The organism is Paraburkholderia sp. LEh10 (assembly GCF_017814945.1).
In the GTDB taxonomy this organism is placed as follows: domain Bacteria; phylum Pseudomonadota; class Gammaproteobacteria; order Burkholderiales; family Burkholderiaceae; genus Paraburkholderia.
In genome coordinates this window covers 10,485-29,703 of record NZ_JAGIPX010000030.1, presented here as the reverse complement: position 1 = coordinate 29,703, position 19,219 = coordinate 10,485, and the positions used below count along the sequence as shown (strand labels likewise).

The 19,219-nt window shown below is 63.3% G+C and carries 15 protein-coding genes; 10 read left to right on the top strand and 5 right to left on the bottom strand.

Annotation, left to right across the window (positions count from 1 at the left end; genetic code table 11):
• Nucleotides 1-115 precede the first annotated feature (115 nt).
• The 3 genes from J8I87_RS23930 to J8I87_RS23920 are packed head-to-tail and all read left to right on the top strand — an operon-like array spanning nt 116 to nt 4,880.
• Entirely contained in the window at nt 116-2,734 is a 2,619-nt protein-coding gene (locus tag J8I87_RS23930; RefSeq protein ID WP_209934452.1) for a fimbria/pilus outer membrane usher protein, read from the top strand.
• Nucleotides 2,735-2,756: 22 nt separating this feature from the next.
• On the top strand, nt 2,757-3,854 hold the full coding sequence (locus J8I87_RS23925; protein WP_209934450.1) for a fimbrial protein: 1,098 nt from the start codon (nt 2,757-2,759) through the stop codon (nt 3,852-3,854).
• Nucleotides 3,855-3,908: 54 nt separating this feature from the next.
• Nucleotides 3,909-4,880 (top strand): fimbrial protein, encoded by a 972-nt coding sequence (locus J8I87_RS23920; protein WP_209934449.1) that lies wholly within the window; start codon nt 3,909-3,911, stop codon nt 4,878-4,880.
• Between the two features lie 287 nt (nt 4,881-5,167).
• On the opposite strand, the gene J8I87_RS23915 is transcribed toward J8I87_RS23920, so the two are convergent.
• Complete coding sequence (locus J8I87_RS23915) at nt 5,168-5,413, bottom strand: hypothetical protein (protein WP_209934448.1); 246 nt, start codon at nt 5,411-5,413, stop codon at nt 5,168-5,170.
• Nucleotides 5,414-5,438: 25 nt separating this feature from the next.
• Between J8I87_RS23915 and J8I87_RS23910 the strand changes: the two genes are divergently transcribed.
• The 6 genes from J8I87_RS23910 (at nt 5,439) to J8I87_RS23885 (ending at nt 13,841) form a co-directional block, all read left to right on the top strand.
• Nucleotides 5,439-6,218: a fimbrial protein gene (locus J8I87_RS23910; protein ID WP_209934447.1), complete on the top strand. Its 780-nt coding sequence runs from the start codon at nt 5,439-5,441 to the stop codon at nt 6,216-6,218.
• Nucleotides 6,219-6,437: 219 nt separating this feature from the next.
• On the top strand, nt 6,438-8,039 hold the full coding sequence (locus tag J8I87_RS23905; protein WP_209934446.1) for a peptide chain release factor 3: 1,602 nt from the start codon (nt 6,438-6,440) through the stop codon (nt 8,037-8,039).
• 541 nt (nt 8,040-8,580) lie between these two features.
• Nucleotides 8,581-9,144 carry a fimbrial protein gene (locus tag J8I87_RS23900; RefSeq protein ID WP_209934445.1) on the top strand — a complete coding sequence of 188 codons (564 nt, stop codon included), beginning with the start codon at nt 8,581-8,583 and terminating at the stop codon, nt 9,142-9,144.
• 72 nt (nt 9,145-9,216) lie between these two features.
• Entirely contained in the window at nt 9,217-9,960 is a 744-nt protein-coding gene (locus J8I87_RS23895) for a molecular chaperone (RefSeq protein WP_209934444.1), read from the top strand.
• 282 nt (nt 9,961-10,242) lie between these two features.
• Nucleotides 10,243-12,792: a fimbria/pilus outer membrane usher protein gene (locus J8I87_RS23890; RefSeq protein WP_313065628.1), complete on the top strand. Its 2,550-nt coding sequence runs from the start codon at nt 10,243-10,245 to the stop codon at nt 12,790-12,792.
• 26 nt (nt 12,793-12,818) lie between these two features.
• On the top strand, nt 12,819-13,841 hold the full coding sequence (locus J8I87_RS23885) for a fimbrial protein (RefSeq protein ID WP_209934441.1): 1,023 nt from the start codon (nt 12,819-12,821) through the stop codon (nt 13,839-13,841).
• A 127-nt stretch (nt 13,842-13,968) separates the two neighbouring features.
• On the opposite strand, the gene J8I87_RS23880 is transcribed toward J8I87_RS23885, so the two are convergent.
• Nucleotides 13,969-14,838: a LysR family transcriptional regulator gene (locus J8I87_RS23880; RefSeq protein WP_209934440.1), complete on the bottom strand. Its 870-nt coding sequence runs from the start codon at nt 14,836-14,838 to the stop codon at nt 13,969-13,971.
• Nucleotides 14,839-15,253: 415 nt separating this feature from the next.
• On the opposite strand from J8I87_RS23880, the gene J8I87_RS23875 reads away from it, so the two are divergent.
• Nucleotides 15,254-17,677 (top strand): GNAT family N-acetyltransferase, encoded by a 2,424-nt coding sequence (locus J8I87_RS23875; RefSeq protein WP_209934439.1) that lies wholly within the window; start codon nt 15,254-15,256, stop codon nt 17,675-17,677.
• A gap of 30 nt (nt 17,678-17,707) precedes the next feature.
• On the opposite strand, the gene J8I87_RS23870 is transcribed toward J8I87_RS23875, so the two are convergent.
• From J8I87_RS23870 to J8I87_RS23860, 3 genes are all read right to left on the bottom strand, one after another.
• Entirely contained in the window at nt 17,708-18,250 is a 543-nt protein-coding gene (locus J8I87_RS23870) for a hypothetical protein (RefSeq protein WP_209934438.1), read from the bottom strand.
• 33 nt (nt 18,251-18,283) lie between these two features.
• A complete protein-coding gene (locus J8I87_RS23865; protein ID WP_209934437.1) occupies nt 18,284-18,619 on the bottom strand; it encodes a hypothetical protein in 336 nt (111 codons plus the stop codon).
• A 367-nt stretch (nt 18,620-18,986) separates the two neighbouring features.
• Nucleotides 18,987-19,219, bottom strand: a 233-nt coding sequence (locus J8I87_RS23860) for a hypothetical protein (protein ID WP_209934435.1), incomplete at its 5' end; no start/stop codon positions are given.

The window sequence follows — 19,219 nt, the reverse complement described above, 5'->3', positions numbered from 1 at the left end:
TCTTCAATATCTCCAAATTAGGAGTCGTCTTAGATACTCCTATCTCATAAATCCATAACATCGATTCGTACCTGATCAACAGGCCGAAGTTTTTCGCAATCGAAGTTATCGGATCATGAAGCCCTCACGCCAACGTCAATCGAAAGTCGCTGCCAGCGCAGTGTCCGGGTCGTTCGTCTTGAATCCCGTCACGGCAGTGGTGCTGTCGGTGTTTGCAATCACAAGCATGAGCCCAGCATGTGCAGCCGAACAAGGCGACGCGCCGAAGTTCGACACGACGTTCCTGCAGATCGACACGCAACGCGTCGACATCGCGCGCCTCGCGCGCGGCAACATCGTGACGCCCGGCGACTATAGCGTCGATATCAGCGTGAACGGCAATCACGTCGCGCGCGACACCGTGCGCTTCGTCGCGACGCGCGAAGGCGAAAATGCCCGCGCGTGTCTGACGCGCAAGATGCTCGAAACCTTCGGCCTCGACTTTGCGACACTGCCGCGCAACGAAGCGCAACGCCCATCGAAAGAATCGGCTGACGCGTGTGTCGATGTCAGCACGCTGATACCGGAAGCAACGGTCGATTTCGACTTCACCGAGCAGAAGCTGTCCATTTCGATTCCGCAGAAGTTCATGCGCAACATGGCGCGCGGCTACGTGTCACCGGAGCTGTGGGACAAAGGCGTGAACGCGGGCTTTCTGAGCTACAACGCGAACGTCTATCAGACGAACGCAGGCAACATGCATTCGGTGCAGGAATATCTCGGTCTGAACGCGGGTGTGAATATCGGCAGCTGGCACTTCCGTCATCAGTCGTCGACGACGGCGGCCACGGGCCAGCCCACGCAGTTCGACAATATCGCCACGTACGTGCAGCACGACATCACGAAGCTGCGCGCGCAGGCGACCCTCGGCGACGCGCAAACGACGGGCGACATGTTCGACAGCGTATCGTTTCGCGGCGCGCAGATCGCCACCGACGACCGCATGCTGCCGGAATCGCTGCGCGGCTATGCGCCTGTCGTGCGCGGCACGGCGGAATCGAACGCGCGCGTGACGGTGCGCCAGAACGGCCAGGTGATCTACGAAACGAATGTGTCGCCCGGTCCGTTCGAGATCAGGGATCTGTATGCGACCGGCTATGGTGGCAATCTCGATGTGACCGTGACGGAAGCCGACGGCCGCACGAAGAGCTTCACGGTGCCGTATGCCGCCGTCGCGCAGTCGTTGCGCCCGGGCACGACGCGCTTCGCGTTCACGGCAGGCCAGTTGCGCGACGACTCGCTGCAGACGAAGCCCGTGTTCGGGCAAATCACGATGCAGCGCGGCCTGACGAATCTCGTCACGATCTATGGCGGCGGCATTGCGTCGAACGGCTATATCGCGGCGGATCTCGGCGCGGCGTTCAACACGAAGTACGGCGCGCTCGCCGCCGACGTCACGACGGCGCGCACGCAGATTCCCGGCTCGGAGACGCAACAGGGGCAGAGCCTGCACATCGGCTACAGCAAGTTCATCGATTTGACGGACACCAACATCGCGCTCGGCGCGTATCGCTACTCGACGGCGGGCTATCTGGGTTTCGACGATGCCGCCCGCGTGCGCGACGTCGCGCTGCATGACGGCGACGTCAACGCCGCCGCCCACGAGCGCGGCCGACTGCAACTGACGGTCAACCAGAATCTGAAGAACGGCAGCTCGGTGTTCGCGACGGTGTCGTCGCAGCATTACTGGAACAGGCCGAGCCACGACGTGTTCTATCAGCTGGGTTACTCGAATGGCTTCAGGTTCGGCACCTATAGTGTGACTGCGGGCCGCACGCGCAGCTCGGACGGCACGCTGTCGAACGAGATCATGGTGAGCACGACGATTCCGCTTGGCCATACGCAGCACGCACCGATGCTGACGACCAACCTCAGCGCGGGCACGGGCGCATCGGGCATGCAGTCGAGCATCAGCGGGACGGCGGGCGAGAACAACCAGTACTCGTACAACGCATACGGCTCTGCGAGCAAGAGTTCATCGGCCGATGTCGATGCGAACGGCGGCGTGAGCGGCAACTGGCGCGCGCCGTATGCGCAGGTGACGGCGTCGGCGAGCGGCGGCGCGCATTCGTCGCAGGTGGCGGCGGGTGTGAGCGGCTCGGTCGTTGCGCATCCGGGCGGTGTCACGTTCTCGCAGACGGTCGGCGACACGTTCGGCATCGTCGAGGCGAAGGGCGCGGCAGGCGCGTCGGTGTCGAGCGCAACGGGCGTGAAGGTGGATTCGCACGGCTACGCAGTCGTGCCGTTCCTGACGCCGTATGGAATGAATACGGTCGATATCGATCCGAAGGGCTCGTCGACGGGTGTCGAGTTCGAATCGACGTCGGAACATGTCGCGCCGCGGCTTGGTTCGGTCGTGATGCTGAAGTACAAGACCGAGACGGGCCGCGCGGCGCTGATCCGCGCGCCGCAACTCAGCGGCGAAGCGCTGCCGTTCGGCGCCGAAGTGACGGATGGCAATGGGCATAACGTGGGCGTCGTCGCGCAGGACAGCCGGATTTTTGCGCGCGGGCTCGAAGAGAGCGGGACGCTGGTTGTGAAGCTCGGCGAGCAGGATGGCAACGTGTGCCGGGTTCAGTATTCACTGCCGGTTGCGACCGACAAGCCCGGGGATGTGTATATGTCGCTGGAAGGGCATTGCGTTGGCGCGAACAAACCCGTCCGCGCCGACGTCGGTTCCGCTCAACAGGGCTGAGCCAAACAAGGGGACCCTTGAAATGTTCACCACGGAAATGATGAAGTCGGCATCCGCGCATCACGCACGTCGAATCCTCTGGCTTGATTTTGCGCATCTGCGGCGGGTCCTGCGCCTTGCTCTGCTCGTGCTCGTCGGTGTGACGCCCGTATTCGCGCACGCGAACATCGCATGCGAGGTTGCCAATATCTCCTTGACGCTTTCGGCAGGAACCATTTCCGTGCCTGTCGGCGCGCCGGTCGGGCAAACACTGGCCAGCCTTACACCCAGTACGTTCCAGATGAGCTGCCACTTTGTGAACCGTGTGAACAACGTGACTGCGGCGACCAACTACGCCAATTTCGCCACGACGCAGCTCGCGCCCGGATTCACCGATGTCTACCAGACCAATATCGCTGGCATCGGGGTTCGTTACACCTTCGATTCGGCGCAATGCAATGCCGCGCATGTCGTCGTGACCAACGGGCAGGCGCAGGTCGGTTGTTACTTCAGCGGACCTTTGGACGGTCCCTACCAGAACGCTGACATAACCGTCACGCCGACGCTGGTTGTTACAGGCACGATCGCGCCAGGCACCCGGACACTTTCAACCGTCCCGGTTGTGACAATCACGTATACAGAGAGCGATCAGAATACGTCCTGGAATAAGGGTTCGCTCTACACGGGGGCGGCGACCGGCCAATTCGTTCACGCCACTTGCTCGATCAATCAGTCCAATGTGTACGTCTACCTTCCCAACTCTGACACAAAGGCATTCGCTTCCGGGATCGGGGCGGTCACCGCATCGCAAGCGTTCCAATTGTCGCTTGCCTGTGCCTCGGGCGCGAAAGTCCTGATCACGCTGACCGACAGCGTCAACCCAGCTAACCGCACCAATACGCTGACGTTATCGAATGACTCGACTGCGCAGGGCGTTGGGATTCAAGTGCTCAACAGCGCCGGTACTGCCGTGTCGTTTGGTGCGGATTCGGCTGCGCCGGGAAATACGAACCAATGGGTGATTGGCGATTCGCCGGACGGCACGCTTCAGGTGCCGCTGAGCGCACGCTACGTGCGAACCGGCACGGTTTCGTCGGGCAGTGTCAAGGCGCTGGCGACCTTCACGATGTCGTATCAGTAGAAGTGTGAACCGGGCGTCGCGTTCGAGCGCCACGCATCCGTCTCAGGCAACGCGATGAACATTTCCAGCAAACTGCGCCGTCTGCTTCTCGTCTTTTGCGTGCTCATATTGACGATCGGCTTCAGTACTCATGCACAAGCCGATTGCACAACGTCGACGGGGCTGCCCACGACGTTCACCTACGGAGCCGTCGCGGTCGGAAACGCGGTTGCCGTGGGCGATGCCATTCCGGGCACCGTTCAGTCGTTTCACATTGTCGGCAAATGTACATCCAGTGCGACCTTTAGCAAGCCGGTCGTCGCGTGCCTGAATTCGGGTACGCCTGTCGCCGGAATGACGGGGGTCTATCCCACCAGTATCGCGGGTGTCGGCGTGCGCATGCGCGATTCCGGCGGCAATCCGATGGTGGGTACGGGCGCATGCTCGACGACCTCATCGTTGGGGAACACGGGAGCCGATGGGAGTTTCGACGTATCCGGGTCGGTCGAACTGGTCAAGACGGGGGCGGTCGGCAGCGGCACAATGTCGAGCATTGTCTACTACACGGGCGTGCTCAACACGGGTTTTACGCTGAACAACGGCGCCAACACCATGACGGTGGCGAGCGCTCCCATACGCGCGGTGACGTGCTCGGTGACTGCAGCGACGGCGAACCAGACCATTCCGCTCGCGACCGTCAGCCCCGCGATGTTCCCCGCCGCCGGGACCGTTGCGGCGAAAACGCCGTTTTCTCTGGGGTTGAATTGCCAGACAGGCGTGAAGGTATCGGTGACCTTCAATTCGACGTCCGGCACGACTGGCGTCGCGTCGGTTCTGGGCAACCTCGGTACGGCCACGGGAATCGGCGTGCAGTTGCTCGATTCGAGCCAAGCTCCGCTCGTGCTCGGCAATCCGCTGGTGCTGACGTCCAGCACGACGGGCAACATGTCGTTTCCGTTTTATGTCCAATACTATCGACTCGGCGCGGCGCCCGTGGTGTCGGGAACTGTGCGCGCGACGGCGATTTTCACGATGAGCTACCAGTAGAGCGCCGCGTGCCGCGGCGCGTTGTGTTCCCTCGCGCGCCGCGCGAGAGGTGACGGAAGCGGTACGGAAGTGACGGATGGCAATGGGCCGTAACGTGGGCGTTGTCGCGCGGGACAGCTGGATTTTTGTGCGCGGGCTCGACAACGGCACGTTGACGGTGAAGTGAGGCAAGCGCAGCAGTGCAGCTTTGAGGTATTCGTTGCCGGTGAAGGGCGGCAAGGTGGAGGTGGCGTATGCGTCGGTGGAGGCGCATTGCCTGTCGAGTGAAGCGCTGACTGCGAGCGCCGTTACACAGTGAAACGATCAACTATGCAAGCTTCAATCTTCAGCACGTGCATCGCATGCATCAAACGTCTATTGATGACCGTCTCGTTGGCGAGCTTCGCAACGGGCGCTTTCGCGCGGTACAACGACTGCACCGCCCCGCTGCCCATGACGGTCAACATCCCATCGGTCGGCATTCCCGCAAACCTCCCAAATGGCCAGACGATACCCGGCGCGCGAGCGTCGTTCAGCATCCCAATCAATTGCACGGTCAATCCCGGTGGAGTGTGGTGGATGACGGCGTCCTCGGGAGCGTTCTCGCTCGTATCCGGCTATTCGGATGTCTATACGGTACCAGGATTGGGGGCCGGAATCGGTTTTCGCATCCGCGATTCCTCAGGAGCGACGATGACGCCCATCAACAACGCCGGCTCGTTCAATACGTTCCAGTTCGGGACAGCACAACTGGGTGCGAACATCGTGCAAGGTTCGTTCGAGCTGGTCAAAACGAGCGATGCGGTGGTGGGTACATTCGGCTTTTCAGCAATGGTGCATGTTCAAAATCAGGAATGGGCGAACAACGGTGCCCAGGCAAGCAGCACCGTATCGTTTAAGTACACGGTGACGGGCACCGCTGTGCCCACCTGCTCGGTCACCACCACCGACGTAGCCGTGTCGCTGCCCATGGTGTCCAGATCTGCCTTCACGGGTGTGGGCGCGACGGCAGGAACGACGCCATTCGGCATCTCGCTGAATTGCGCGAGCAACGCGAAACCATCCATCAGCCTCACGGATGCCGCAGCGCCCTCCAACCAGAGCAATGTCCTCACGCTTTCCGGCGATTCGACGGCGGGAGGCCTGGGCGTTCAGGTGCTGTATCAGATGCAGCCACTGCCGTTGGGACCCGTGAGCTACGCATACTCGGGCAGCGCGCCCGTGACCAACGTGACTTCCCTCGGCACCCGATCCGGCGACACCAGCGTCGCCTTCACGGCACGCTACATACAGACGGCGCCGAGCGTCAATCCTGGAACCGTTAAGGCTGTCGCGACGTTCAATCTGTCCTACAACTGACATATCTCGGACGCATGGCGCCGTCGCGATGCAGCGGTGCGGAAGATGGCCGATTTCCATGCCCGAGCGCCATGACGTGTATCATTCGTCCCTACGCTCGGCTCCGCCGGCGATTCCGTCGCATCATCGCCGCGAACGGCCGCTACGCGGAAAAGCCCGCGTCAGCCCTTGTCAGCCGGACCAGGCCGCCAGGCCCGACCCTAATAGCCGCCTCACACGATGTCAGTCTCCGAACTCAAACGCCGCCGCACGTTCGCGGTCATTTCCCACCCGGACGCGGGTAAGACCACGCTGACCGAAAAGCTCCTGCTGTTCTCGGGCGCGATTCAGATCGCGGGCACCGTGAAGGGCCGCAAGAGCAACCGCTACGCGACGTCCGACTGGATGGAGATCGAAAAGCAGCGTGGCATTTCCGTCGCCAGTTCGGTGATGCAGTTCGAGTACGGCGACTGCGTGATCAATCTGCTCGACACACCGGGTCACGAAGACTTCTCCGAAGACACGTATCGCGTGCTCACTGCCGTCGATGCCGCCGTGATGGTGATCGACGGCGCGAACGGCGTCGAAGCGCAAACACTGAAGCTGCTCGAAGTGTGCCGCAGCCGCAAGACGCCGATCGTCACGTTCATCAACAAGCTCGACCGAGAAGTGCGCGAGCCGCTCGATCTGCTCGACGAAATCGAACAGCATCTGGGCGTCTCCGCCGTGCCGTTCACCTGGCCGATCGGCATGGGCAAGGACTTCCAGGGCGTCTATGACATCCAGAACGATCAGGTGCGCGTGTTCCGCGCCGGTCAGGACACGATCGGCGGCGAGGTCGAGACGCTGCGCGCGCCCGGCGACGATGAAGGCGAGCGCCGCTTCGGTCACGCGTGGGTGCGCGCGAAGGAAGAGATCGACCTGATCACGGGCGCGACGCCCACCTTCGATCGCGACGAATTCCTCGCGGGCCAGCAGTCGCCCGTGCTGTTCGGCTCGGCGATCAACAACTTCGGCGTGAAGGAAATTCTCGACGCGCTCGTCGATCTCGCGCCGCCGCCGTCCGCGCGCATGACGGTGCAGCGCCCGGTGCAGCCCGACGAGCCGAAGTTCACGGGCGTCGTGTTCAAGGTGCAGGCGAACATGGACCTCGCGCACCGCGACCGCGTCGCGTTTATCCGCGTGTGCTCGGGACGCTTCGAGCGCGGCATGGCGTTGAAGGTCACGCGCAACAACAAGACGTTCCGCGCGAACAACGTGGTGACCTTTCTGTCGCAGCGCCGCGAGACGGTCAGCGAGGCTTACGCGGGAGACATCATCGGCATTCCGAATCACGGCACGCTCAGTCTCGGTGATACGCTGACGGAAGGCGAACTGCTGCAATTCGTCGGCTTGCCGTTCTTCGCGCCGGAAATCTTCCAGACGGTCGAAGTGGTCGATCCGATGCGCGCGAAGCAGCTCGGCGAAGCGCTGAAGCAACTCGGTGAAGAGGGCGCAATCCAGGTGTTCAAGCCCGTCGCCGGCGGGTTGATGATTCTCGGCGCAGTCGGGCAACTGCAGTTCGAAGTGGTGTCGCACCGTCTGTCGACGGAATACAAGGTCGACGTGCGGATGTCGCCCGCGCGCTACCGGATGTCGCGCTGGGTGACCTGCGACGATGCGGCTGAACTGCGCCGCTTTTGCGATTCGTACTCGCCGCGTATCGCCCACGATGCCGCCGACGCTCCGACGTACCTCGCGTCGCACATCTCCGAGATCGAAGTCGCGCAGAAGGCGTGGCCGAAGATCGTGTTCAACGAACTGCGCGAACATTCGGGCGCGCCGTTCAGGAAGGGTATGTAGGCGTTTGCGTCTGCGACGTCAGCGGCGTCCGACACGCATCACATAACGGATCATTTTTCGGCAAAAAAGCCCGAAGCGCCTTTGAAGGCGCTTCGGGCTTTTTTATTGCGCATAACAAGGAAAGACGCGAACCAGCTTGCATATTCAACAAGGTTGCTTCTTCAACAACCGGGCGTGTTGTTGACATTACTCATTTAGGACCCTTGATCGTCAATGATACTTTTCCATCGAGGTTGGAAGCTAAATGTAATGTTCGATAACGGCCCGCTAACGATGATTCGTCAAAGCTTCGCGGGACATTCGATTGACCTTCATTGCTTCCACTTATCTCAACGGCGGCATCGTGCTTCAAGGTGATGCGTTTCGTCTTCGATACGCACACCTGTCGCTATTCGAGATGCTTTGCACGACTGGGTCGGTGGGCAGTCGCGTATCGGACGCGGATCGCCGTGGTCGGCGAAAGCGGGTTGACGCAATGCTGCGGCGTTAGTCGTGAAGATCGAAGAGGCACTTTTATCTGTACATTTTCTGGAGCATCAATATGCAAAAACGCGTCCTCTCTGCAGCCGTCTTCGCGGGCTTGGTCGGATTGCTTTCGACGGCTGCCGAGGCAGCCGATGGCACGATCACGATCAATGGTTCCGTGTCCGACACCACTTGCTCGATCAATGGCGCGGCGAGCGGTTCGCCCGCCGACGTGGCGGTGACTTTGCCCAATGTGCCGGCTAGCTCGTTGACGTCGGTTGGCGCGACAGCGGGCACGTCGAATCTCGGCGACATCAGGCTTTCGCTGAGCGGTTGTTCGGGCACCGCAACGAAAGCTATCGCGCATTTCGAAAACGGACCGACGGTTGACCAGGCGAGCGGCAATCTCGTGAATCAGGCCTCTGCGTCGCCGGCGCAAAACGTGCAGGTCCGTCTTCTGAATGCGAAGACCGAGCCTATTAGCATCCTGACGCAAGACAACAACGATATCAGCACCGATGGTGCAACGATCACGGGCGGGGCGGCCACGCTGAACTATTTCGCGCAGTACTACGCAACGGGTGAAGCCCAACCGGGCAACGTGAGCACATCGGTTCAGTACACGATGCAGTATCAGTAACCGTTGTCGTCAGGGCGTGGACTTTCGTGCACGCCCTGATCGATCTGACCGTCGACATTCATGAAGACTCCGATGATGCCAGCAGCACTAGTCCGTTGGACCGCCGCCGTGCTGGCGGGATCGATAGCCGCGGGCGGCGCGCTCGCCAGCGTGACGATCGGCGGCACGCGCGTGATCTATCCGCTCGACGAGCGGGAAGTGACCGTCAAGCTGACCAACGACAGCAAGAACCCGTCACTCGTACAGGTTTGGATGGATGGCGGCGATGCGAACGCGAATCCTGACGACAGCGCAGTGCCCTTCGTGATCACGCCACCGATCTTCCGCATGGACCCGAAGAAGTCGCAAACGCTGCGTGTAATCAATGGCGGCGAAGCGCTGCGTCAGGATCGGGAAACGGTCTACTGGCTCAATGTGCTGGACATTCCGCCGAAAGCAGCGGCCCGATCGGACGTGAATACGTTGCAGATTGCTTACCGTACCCGCATCAAGGTCTTCGCGCGTCCACCTGATTTGCCCGGCTCACCGGATGACGCACCGCGCCAGATTGCCTGGAAGATCGTGTCATCCGCCGATGGTGCTGGACAGTCGCTCGCCTTGTCGAATCCGACGGCCTTTCACGTCTCATACAGCAAGATCGCGGTTTCGGCCAATGGCCGCACTTTCGAGAACGCGAGAGGCGGCATGGTCGCGCCGTACAGCAAAGAGATCGTCCCGATGCCGGCGATGGATCGCGTGCATTCAGGCCGGGTTCGTTACACCGCCATCAGCGACTTTGGCGGCGCAATCGAGGGCGACGCGGACATCGTGCCTTAGTCGCATGCCGTAGTTCCATGAGCGGCCGGGTTCGCGGTCGCGAAGTTTTCTCCTGCTGTTCCGGGATGTGACGACGTGCGCGATTGCGCACGGCGGGTCCTCTGCGTCCGCGCCGTTCGCAGGCTCGCGATCGTCAGTGGGCTGCCGCGCTGGCTTGCCGTCAATCCGTCAATTCACTCATCCACAACGGGGCGCGGCATTCGTGCGCACGATTCCTGACACATGTCCTCTTTGCATCGTCTTCATTCGCGCAGCAGGTTGTCCACGGTGACGAGGTCGCTCGTGTTGCGTCCCGCTGCCGTGCTGGTGCGGTGCGCGTTCGCTGTCGTTGCAGCCATGCACGGGGAGTATGCGGCGGCCAGCGACGCGCCGAAAAACGTCGACTTCGACGGCCTGTTTCTGCGCTCTGGCGCGGCCGTCGATGTCTCGCGCTTTGAGCGCGGCAGTAACGTGGCGCCAGGCAGCTACAACGTGGACATCTGGCTCAATGGCATGCGTATCGCGCGCGACGATGTTCGCTTCGTGCCTGCCGGCGAAGACGGAAGCACACGTCCGTGCTTTGCGCGCAAGATGCTCGAGCATTGGGGCGTCGATTTCTCACGTATCGCTGCCGGCGAGGCCCGCGCGACTTCGGAAGCGGCCACGGCATGCATCGACGTGAGCACTGCCGTGCCGCAGGCCACGGTCGATTTCGACTTCAACGAACAGAAGCTCGAGATCTCGATTCCGCAAATGTACATACGCAACAGGGCGCGCGGCTATGTGTCGCCGGAGCTATGGGACAACGGCGTGAATGCCGGCTTCGTCAGCTATAGCGCGAATGCGTACCAGTTCAACAACGGCGGCGCCCGCTCGACGCAGGGATACCTCGGCGTCAATGTCGGCGTGAATGTCGGCGGCTGGCATTTCCGGCACCAGTCGTCGCTGACGGCGATGACCGGTCAGAAAACGCAGTTCGATGCCATCGCGACGTTCGTTCAGCACGACGTGACGAAGCTGAAGTCGCAAGCGGTCGTGGGCGAGTCTCACACGACGGGCGACGTGTTCGACAGCTTCGCGTTTCGGGGCGCACAGATCGCAACCGACGACCGCATGCTGCCGGAGTCGTTGCGCGGTTACGCGCCTATCGTGCGCGGCATGGCGGAATCGAATGCCCGCGTGCGCGTGAACCAGAACGGACAGACCCTCTACGAAACGATCGTGCCGCCGGGGCCGTTCGAGATCGATGACCTCTATCCGACGGGATATGGCGGCAATCTCGAAGTGACCGTGACGGAAGCCGATGGCCGGGAAAAGAGTTTTACCGTGCCCTATGCGGCCGTCGCGCAATCGCTGCGGCCGGGCATCACGCGATTCGCGTTCACGGCGGGCGAGCTTCGCAACGATTCGCTGCGCTCGACGCCCGTCTTCGCACAACTTACGGTGCAGCGCGGACTGACGAACCTCGTGACGCTCTACGGCGGCGGCATCGCTGCGAGCGGCTACGTCGCCGCGAATCTGGGCGCGACGCTTAACACGCCGCTCGGCGCCGTTGCCGCGGATGTCACGATGGCGCGTACGCAGGTGCCGGGGCAGGCATCGCTGCAAGGCCACAGCCTGCACATCGGCTATAGCAAGTTCATCGACTCGACGGACACCAATATCGCGCTCGGCGCTTATCGCTATTCGAGTGCCGGCTATCTGAACTTCGCCGACGCGGCACGGTTTCGCGACTACGTCCAGGGTGGCTCCGTCGGCAATCCAGCCGACCGTACGCGCGGCCAGTTCCAGCTGACGGTCAGCCAGAGTCTCGCCGGCTACGGCTCAGTGTTCGCCAACGTCACGGCGGAGGACTACTGGAACCGCAGTGGACGCAACGTGTTCTATCAGGCCGGCTACTCGAACGGCTACCGGTTCGGCACATACAGCGTGACATTGGGCCGTACTGAAAACGCGAACGGCACGCCTTCGAACGAAATCATGCTGACGACGACGATTTCGCTCGGCCGCTCGCGCCGGGCGCCGACACTGTCGGCGAGCTTCAACCAGAGCGGCAATCAGTCCAGCTTGCAGACGAGCGTGGGCGGCACCGTCGGCGATCGAAGCCAGTATTCGTACAACGTCTATGGCGCGATGCGCGACGGATCGGCGGGCGGCGTCGACGTGAATGGCGGCGCAAGCGGCACATATCGCGGCCGGTACGCGCAGCTGACGGCCTCGGCGAGCGGCGGCGCGCATTCGTCGCAGATGGCGGCGGGCGCGAGCGGCTCGATCGTCGCGCATCCTGGCGGCGTCACGTTCTCGCAGACCGTGAGCGAAACGTTCGGCGTCGTCGAGGCGAAGGGCGCGCAAGGCGCGGATGTGCGGGGCGCACCAGGCGTCGAGGTCGGCGCCGATGGGTACGCCGTCGTTCCGTACCTCACGCCGTATTCGATGAACACCGTGGAACTCGACCCGAAGGGCGTATCGATGGATGTCGAGTTCGCGTCGACTTCGGAGAGCGTGGCGCCGCGCTTCGGCTCCGTCGTGATGCTGAAGTACCGGACGGTGATGGGCCGCGCGGCGTTGATCCGCGCGCCGCAGTTGGGCGGCGACGCGCTGCCGTTCGGCGCGATGGTATCGGACGGCAATGGCATGGACGTGGGTGTCGTCGCGCAGAACAGCCGCATCTTCGCGCGCGGTCTCGAAGACGACGGCACGCTCATCGTGAAGTGGGGCGAAGAGCCGGGGCAGCAATGCAGCGTGCGGTATTCGCTGCCGGTGAAGCGTCCCACGACCGACGTGGGATATGTTTCCGTCGAGTCGCACTGCCTGTCGAGCCGAGCGCTGAATGTAAGCGCAATTACACCGTGAAGAGATCAACTATGCGAGCCTCTGCCTTGACCGCGTTCATCGCGTGCCTGAAACATCTGTCGATAGCCGTTGCGCTGGCGACCATCACAACCGGTGCATTCGCAAAGTGGAATGACTGCACCGCTCCACTGCCGATGAATATCGACCTCCCATCGGTCGCCATTCCAGCGGGCCTCGCCAGCGGCGAGGTGATACCCGGCGCTCGAGCGTCGTTCACTGTTCCGATCAATTGCACGGTCGATCCCGGTGAGGGTGCCTGGTCGATGACCTTGTCCTCCGGATCGCTTTCACCCTTGCCAGGACTGCCGGATGTTTTTACGGCGACGGGATTGCGTGGGGCGATTGGTTTTCGCATCCGCGACGCAAGGGGGACACCGATGTTGCCAATCAACTACAACGGCGCGTTAGACACGTTTCAGTTCGACCCTGCGCGACAGGGCGCGAACATTGTGCAAGGCTCATTTGAACTGGTGAAACTGGGCGATGCGGTGGTGGGAACGTTCGGTTTTTCGACGGGCCTGCACGTTCCAAACCTGGAATGGGCGAACAACGGCGACGAGGCGTCCAGCACCCTGTCGTTCAGCTACACCATCACGGGTACCGCCGTGCCGACCTGCTCCGTCACGACCGTCGACGTCGCCGTGTCGCTGCCGATGGTCTCCGTATCGGCCTTTACCAATGTCGGCGCAACAGCGGGAACGACACCCTTCGGCATCTTGCTGGATTGTGCGAGCGACGCTGAACCGTCCATCGGCCTTACGGATGCCACATCGCCCTCCAACCAGAGCAACGTCCTCACGCTTGCACCGGGTTCGACAGCGGCAGGCCTTGGTGTTCAGGTGCTGTATCAGATGCAGCCGCTGCCCTTGGGGTCCGCGAGCTACGTCTATGCAGGAGAACGAGACGCGCCCGCGACCCGCGTGACTTCCCTTGGCCCCCGATCCGGCGCCACGAGTATCGCGCTCGAGGCACGCTACATACAGACAGCCACGAGCGTCAGTCCGGGTACGTTGAAGGCCGTAGCGACCTTCAACCTGTCCTACAACTGATGCCCCGGACGCAGGGCGGACCCGTCGAAGTAGCGTACTGTCGTCGCACAGCAGGTGCCGCCAGCTTGCCGATAATTGAATGGCTTCGCCGGCCATGCAATACGCGCTGCTGCCACGCAGATAGCCCTCACGACATTTCCAGAACCTGCTCTCTCAGCCAGCTCGCGAACGCCTGCACATGTTCGAGCGCCGCGTGACGCGGCGCGATATCGAGCCAATACCCGTAAGGCCCGCTGACCTGGATCTGCGACATCGCCGCGAGGCTGCCTTCGCCCAGTTCCTCGACGATCATGTTGCGATCGACGATTGCCAGCCCCACGCCTTTACGCGCCGCGTGGATCGCCTGTTCGAGCGTCGAGAACTCGATGCCGTTTTCGGCGTAGCGCGCGGGCAGTCCGGCCTTTTCGAGCCAGTCCGGCCATAGGTTCAGGCGCGCGTCGTTGTGCAGGACATGCAGCGCGGGCAGCTTTCCAAGCAGCGTATCGAGCGGCTCGCCGCCAAGACGCTGCGCGCCCACGAGCGTATGCCGCTCGATCATCAGCAGTTCGGAATGCGCGTCGGGCACCGCGTCGCGCCCGAAGCGGATGTTGCAGTGGCAATCGTCGGTGGGTTCCGTGCGCACGGAGAGTTCGACGTCTGGAAGCTCGACGGCGAGCGAGCCCAGACGCGGCGAAAACCATTGCGTCGCGAAGGTCGGCGGCACCGACAGCACGAGCCGCCGACGGCCCTTCGCCGTCGTGACCTGGCGCGTGCCGCGCTCGAGCGTATCGAACGCTTCGGACACGCACGGCAAAAGCTGCTGGCCGGCCGTCGTCAGGCGGATGCCCTTGTGGTCGCGCTCGAACAGCTTCGCGCCAAGCGATTCCTCGAGAATCTTGATCTGCCGGCTGACGGCGCCCTGCGTCACGCACAGCGCGACGGCGGCGCGGTTGAAACTCATGTGCCGTGCCGTCTCTTCGAAAAAGCGCAACGCGATCAGCGAGGGCAGACGCCGCATAAATCTTCCTTCTGTTTCATCATTCTTCTCTGTTCCGCCTGCGACGGATTGCCTTGCCGCACGCTTTCATGGACTGACGCGCCGAACAGACACGCGACGGGCGCGGCGCCTCGAGGGCATGCCGCCGCGCGCCGTGGGGCGATTCTACATGGTGCGCCAGGCGAGGCGTGAACGCGGGCCTCGCGCGACGCATCGGCGGGCGCGGCCGCGCCGGTGCAGGCGCTTGCGTCCGCCCGGCGCTGCGCTAACATCGGACCGAAACGGCGGCGGAGCGGGGCGCCCCGCGGTGTGCGTCAGGAGCCGTCATCACCGCATCCCGCTCTTCGCCTATCCTGATGAAATCGCGCGCGTATCTCCCGCATGGGCCGTATCAGCCGGGTTGGGGGCGCGCGCTCACCTCACTTGCGGAGCAACCGTGACCGTACGCAATCTCGACGCATTGTTTCGACCGAAGTCCGTCGCCGTGATCGGCGCCTCGAACCGCGCGGGCAGCACGGGCGCGATCGTCTGGAAGCGGTTGATCGAAGGCGGCTTCGACGGCCCGGCCTGGGCTGTCAATCCGAAGTACGACATGCTCGACGGCCACGCGTGCGTCGGCAACGCGGGCGATCTGCCCGAAGCGCCGACCGTGGCCGTCATCTGCACGCCATCGCCGACCTGGCCGGGCATCGTCCACACGCTCGGCGGGCGCGGCACGCGCGCGGCGATCATCGTCGGCCTTTCGCGCTGCGACAATGACCGCGCCGATGTGCGCCACACGCTCGCCGCCGCGCGGCCGCATCTGCTGCGCGTGGTCGGGCCGGGCAGTGTCGGCGTCATGACGCCCGCGCTCAACGCGCATCTGGGCGCGCCCTCGGTGACGGTGCGCTCGGGCGGCGTCGCGTGGGTGTCGCAGTCGAACGCGCTGACCAACGCCGTACTGGGCTGGGCGCATGCGCGCGGTCTCGGCTTTTCGCATGTGGTGGCGCTCGGCGACGAGGCCGACGTCGATGCCGGCGACGTGCTCGACTATCTCGCGAGCGACCCCGGCACCCGCGCGATCCTGCTCGAAGTGGATTCGGTGAAGGCAGCGCGCAAGTTCATGTCTGCGGCGCGGGCGGCTTCACGCAACAAGCCGGTGCTGGCGCTGCGCTCGGGGCGCTCCGATCCCGCCGATGCGCTCTATTCGGCCGCATTCCGCCGCGCGGGCATGGTGCGCGTCGATGCGCTCGACGACCTGCTCGACGAAATCGAAACGCTCGGCGTCGGGCGCGTCGCGGCGGGCGCGACGGCGACGCTGATCACGAGCGACCGCGGCGTCGCGACGCTCGCCACCGACGCTTTCAAGGCCGCCGGCGACACGCTCGCGCCCTGTCCGCCCGGCACCGTCGATGCGCTCGCGCAGGCGTTGCCGCGCGCCGTGCCGGGCAATCCGCTGTTGCTCGGCAGCGACGCGGCTGCCGAGCATTTCGGCACGGCGATCAAGGTTCTGGCCGATCATCGTTTGACGGGCACGGCGTTCGTCGTACATGCATCGACGCACAGCGCGCCCGTCGAGGAAGTCGCGCAGGCGCTGATCGCGAACCAGCGCTACGCGTATCGCGGGTTGCTCGCGTGCTTTTTCGGCGGCGTGAAGCGCGAGACGCGCGACGCGTTGCACGAGCACGGCATTCCCGTCCATACGACTCCGCAGCGGCTCGCGCGCGCGTTCGAGCGTCTGGTCGAATACCGGCTCGTGCGCGAACTGCTGATGCAGACGCCCGAAGGCTTTCCCGCCCGCGTCCCCGAAGCCATCGACGCCGCGCAGGCGCAAGCTTGCGCGGCGCTCTCATCGGGCGTGACGGAGCTCGAAGGCGACGACGCGGCGCGGTTGCTCGCGCACTTCGGTTTGCAAACGGTGCCCGACGACGCGCGTGAAAACGCCGTCGTCGATATCACGGTGGAGCTGCGCGACGACGAGAATTTCGGCCCGGTGTTCCGTTTCACCGCGCCGGCCGAGCACGACGAAGCGCGGCCGATGTGCGTGTTCGGCCTGCCGCCGATGAACCCGGTCCTATCGCGCGACATCCTGTCGAACTCGGCGTACTCGCGCCAGGTGGCGCCCGAGCCCGTCCTCAACGCGTTGACGTCGATCTCGCAAGCGGTGTGCGAGATACGCGAGATCGTCTCGCTCAAGCTCGCGCTGCGCGTGATGAAAAACGGCGCGGCGATCGTCGCGCCGCGTTTGCGTCTGTCGGCGAACCGCACGCGCTTCGCGATCATGCCGTACCCGCGCCGCTACGAGGAAACGCTCGACTGGCGCGGCCAGCGCATCACGGTGCGGCCGATCCGCCCCGAAGACGAAGCCGCGCATCGCGAGTTCGTCGAATCGATGACGCCCGACGATCTGCGCCTGCGATTCTTCGGCGCGGTGAGCCGCTTCGATCATTCGCAGCTCGCGCGCATGACGCAGATCGACTATGACCGCGAAATGGCGCTGATCGCGACGACGCAAAACGATGACGGCTCGATCCGCACGCTTGGCGTCGTGCGCGCCGTGGCGGACCCGGACAACGAAACGGCTGAGTTCGCGATGGCCGTGCGTTCGGACCAGAAGGGGAAGGGACTGGGGCGCCTGTTGATGGAGCGCATCATCGCGTACGCGCGCGCGCGCGGCACACATTGGATCATCGGCGAGGCGCTGCGCGAGAATGCGGCGATGATCGGGCTCGCAACGGCGGTCGGCTTCACGACGACGCGGACCGAAGATCCCGGCGTCGTCGGTTTCAGGATGGCGCTGGATCAGCCGGACGAAGACAAAGAAAAAGGCGGCGCGCCGGGATTCGGCGCGTCGCCTGCATGCTCGTCGAACACACGCTGACGAAGCGCGGGCGGCGCCTGAGTGTTCGTTTTATGCCGCGAGTTTCGCGGCCGCTGCCGCGACCTGCTCGCGGGAGATCGACAGCTCTTCGAGCCATTCGGGCGCGTACGCCGCGCCCGTTTCGCGCTCGAGGCGCGCGATCGTCGCCGCGCAGCGCGGCGCGTCTTTCGGCGTCGCGATGAACGACTTCACCGATTGTCCTGCCGAGAACGCCTCGAAGAGCGGCACGCGCACTTCGTCGGGCAGCGTGCGCGTCCATTGATAGGGTTTGCCGTTGAACGTCACCGTCGGCGGCAGCATGCGCTCTTTTTTCGCGGCGGGAATCAGGCCGAAGTTGCGCGCCGCGTCGCCGATCTGTTCGGCCGAAAAGAGTTCGTCGGGCGTGATGTCGAATTGAGCGATGAACGCTTCTATCTGCTTCATCGCGGCGGCGCGGTCGTCGCGCTTTTGCTGCGCACGGGACACGATCTCGCGCAGTTCGTCGGCTTCGGCGCTCGAGATGGTGAAGCTTGCCTGCTTCTGCTGGAGTTCGGAAAAGCGCTGGAATTCGAGGTCGGACAGAAGTTTGGCCATTGAGGTTGGGTGCGCGCGGATGCGCGTGGGTTTTTAGGTGTTTGGGAAGGGGCGATATTCTAGCGCAAGGTTTGGGTTTGCTTTGCGGTTTGCTTCTGTTTTGCCGCTGTCGCTGGCATCCGGTGTTTTGCAGCTTTCGCGGGCGTCCGGTGTTTTGCCGTGTTTTGCCGCTTTCGCGGGCGTCCGGTGTTTTGCCGCTTTCGCGGGCATCCGCGATGCGGGTTGTGTTTTGCCACTGTCGCTGGCATCCGCGATGCGCCTCGCGGCGCGGGCGTTGCCCCTGTGCGGGGCGGCACTTACTTTCTTTGCCGCGGCAAAGAAAGTAAGCAAAGAAAGCCGCTCACACCGCAATCCTTGACCCTTGTCCACGGGCTCTGAACGTCCCCACAGTTCTCGTGGCAGCGTGCTGACCTCGTCCGTTGCCCACGCGCTGAATGAATGCCTCACCCACTTCGTGCGCTCGTACAACGGCTACCCGTCCCTGATGTTTCAGTGTCCTTTTGCGGCAAACGTATGTTGGTTGCCGCGCATCACAGGGCAGCGCTCGAACCGTGCAGAGACGTCGCGCGGTGACGGTGTTCTGAAGGCGCGAATGCCTACATAGGTTTGCCGCAAGGGGGCGCGGGAAATTCGAGGGCGTGGCTTGCAACGAAGGGGCACGAAGCGGTTGAGGCGCCAATCAGCGCGCTGGCAACGGACATGGGACAGCGCGTTGCCGCGAGAACTGTGCGGACGTTCAGAGCCCGTGGGTAACAGTCAAGGGTTGGCGGTGTGAGCGGCTTTCTTTGCTTACTTTCTTTGCCGCGGCAAAGAAAGTAAGTGCTGCCCCGCACAGGGGCAACGCCTGCGCCGCGAGGCGCAATCGCGGATGCCAGCGATAGCGGCAAAACACCGGATGCCAGCGATAGCGGCAAAACACCGGATGCCAGCGATAGCGGCAAAACACCGGATGCCAGCGATAGCGGCAAA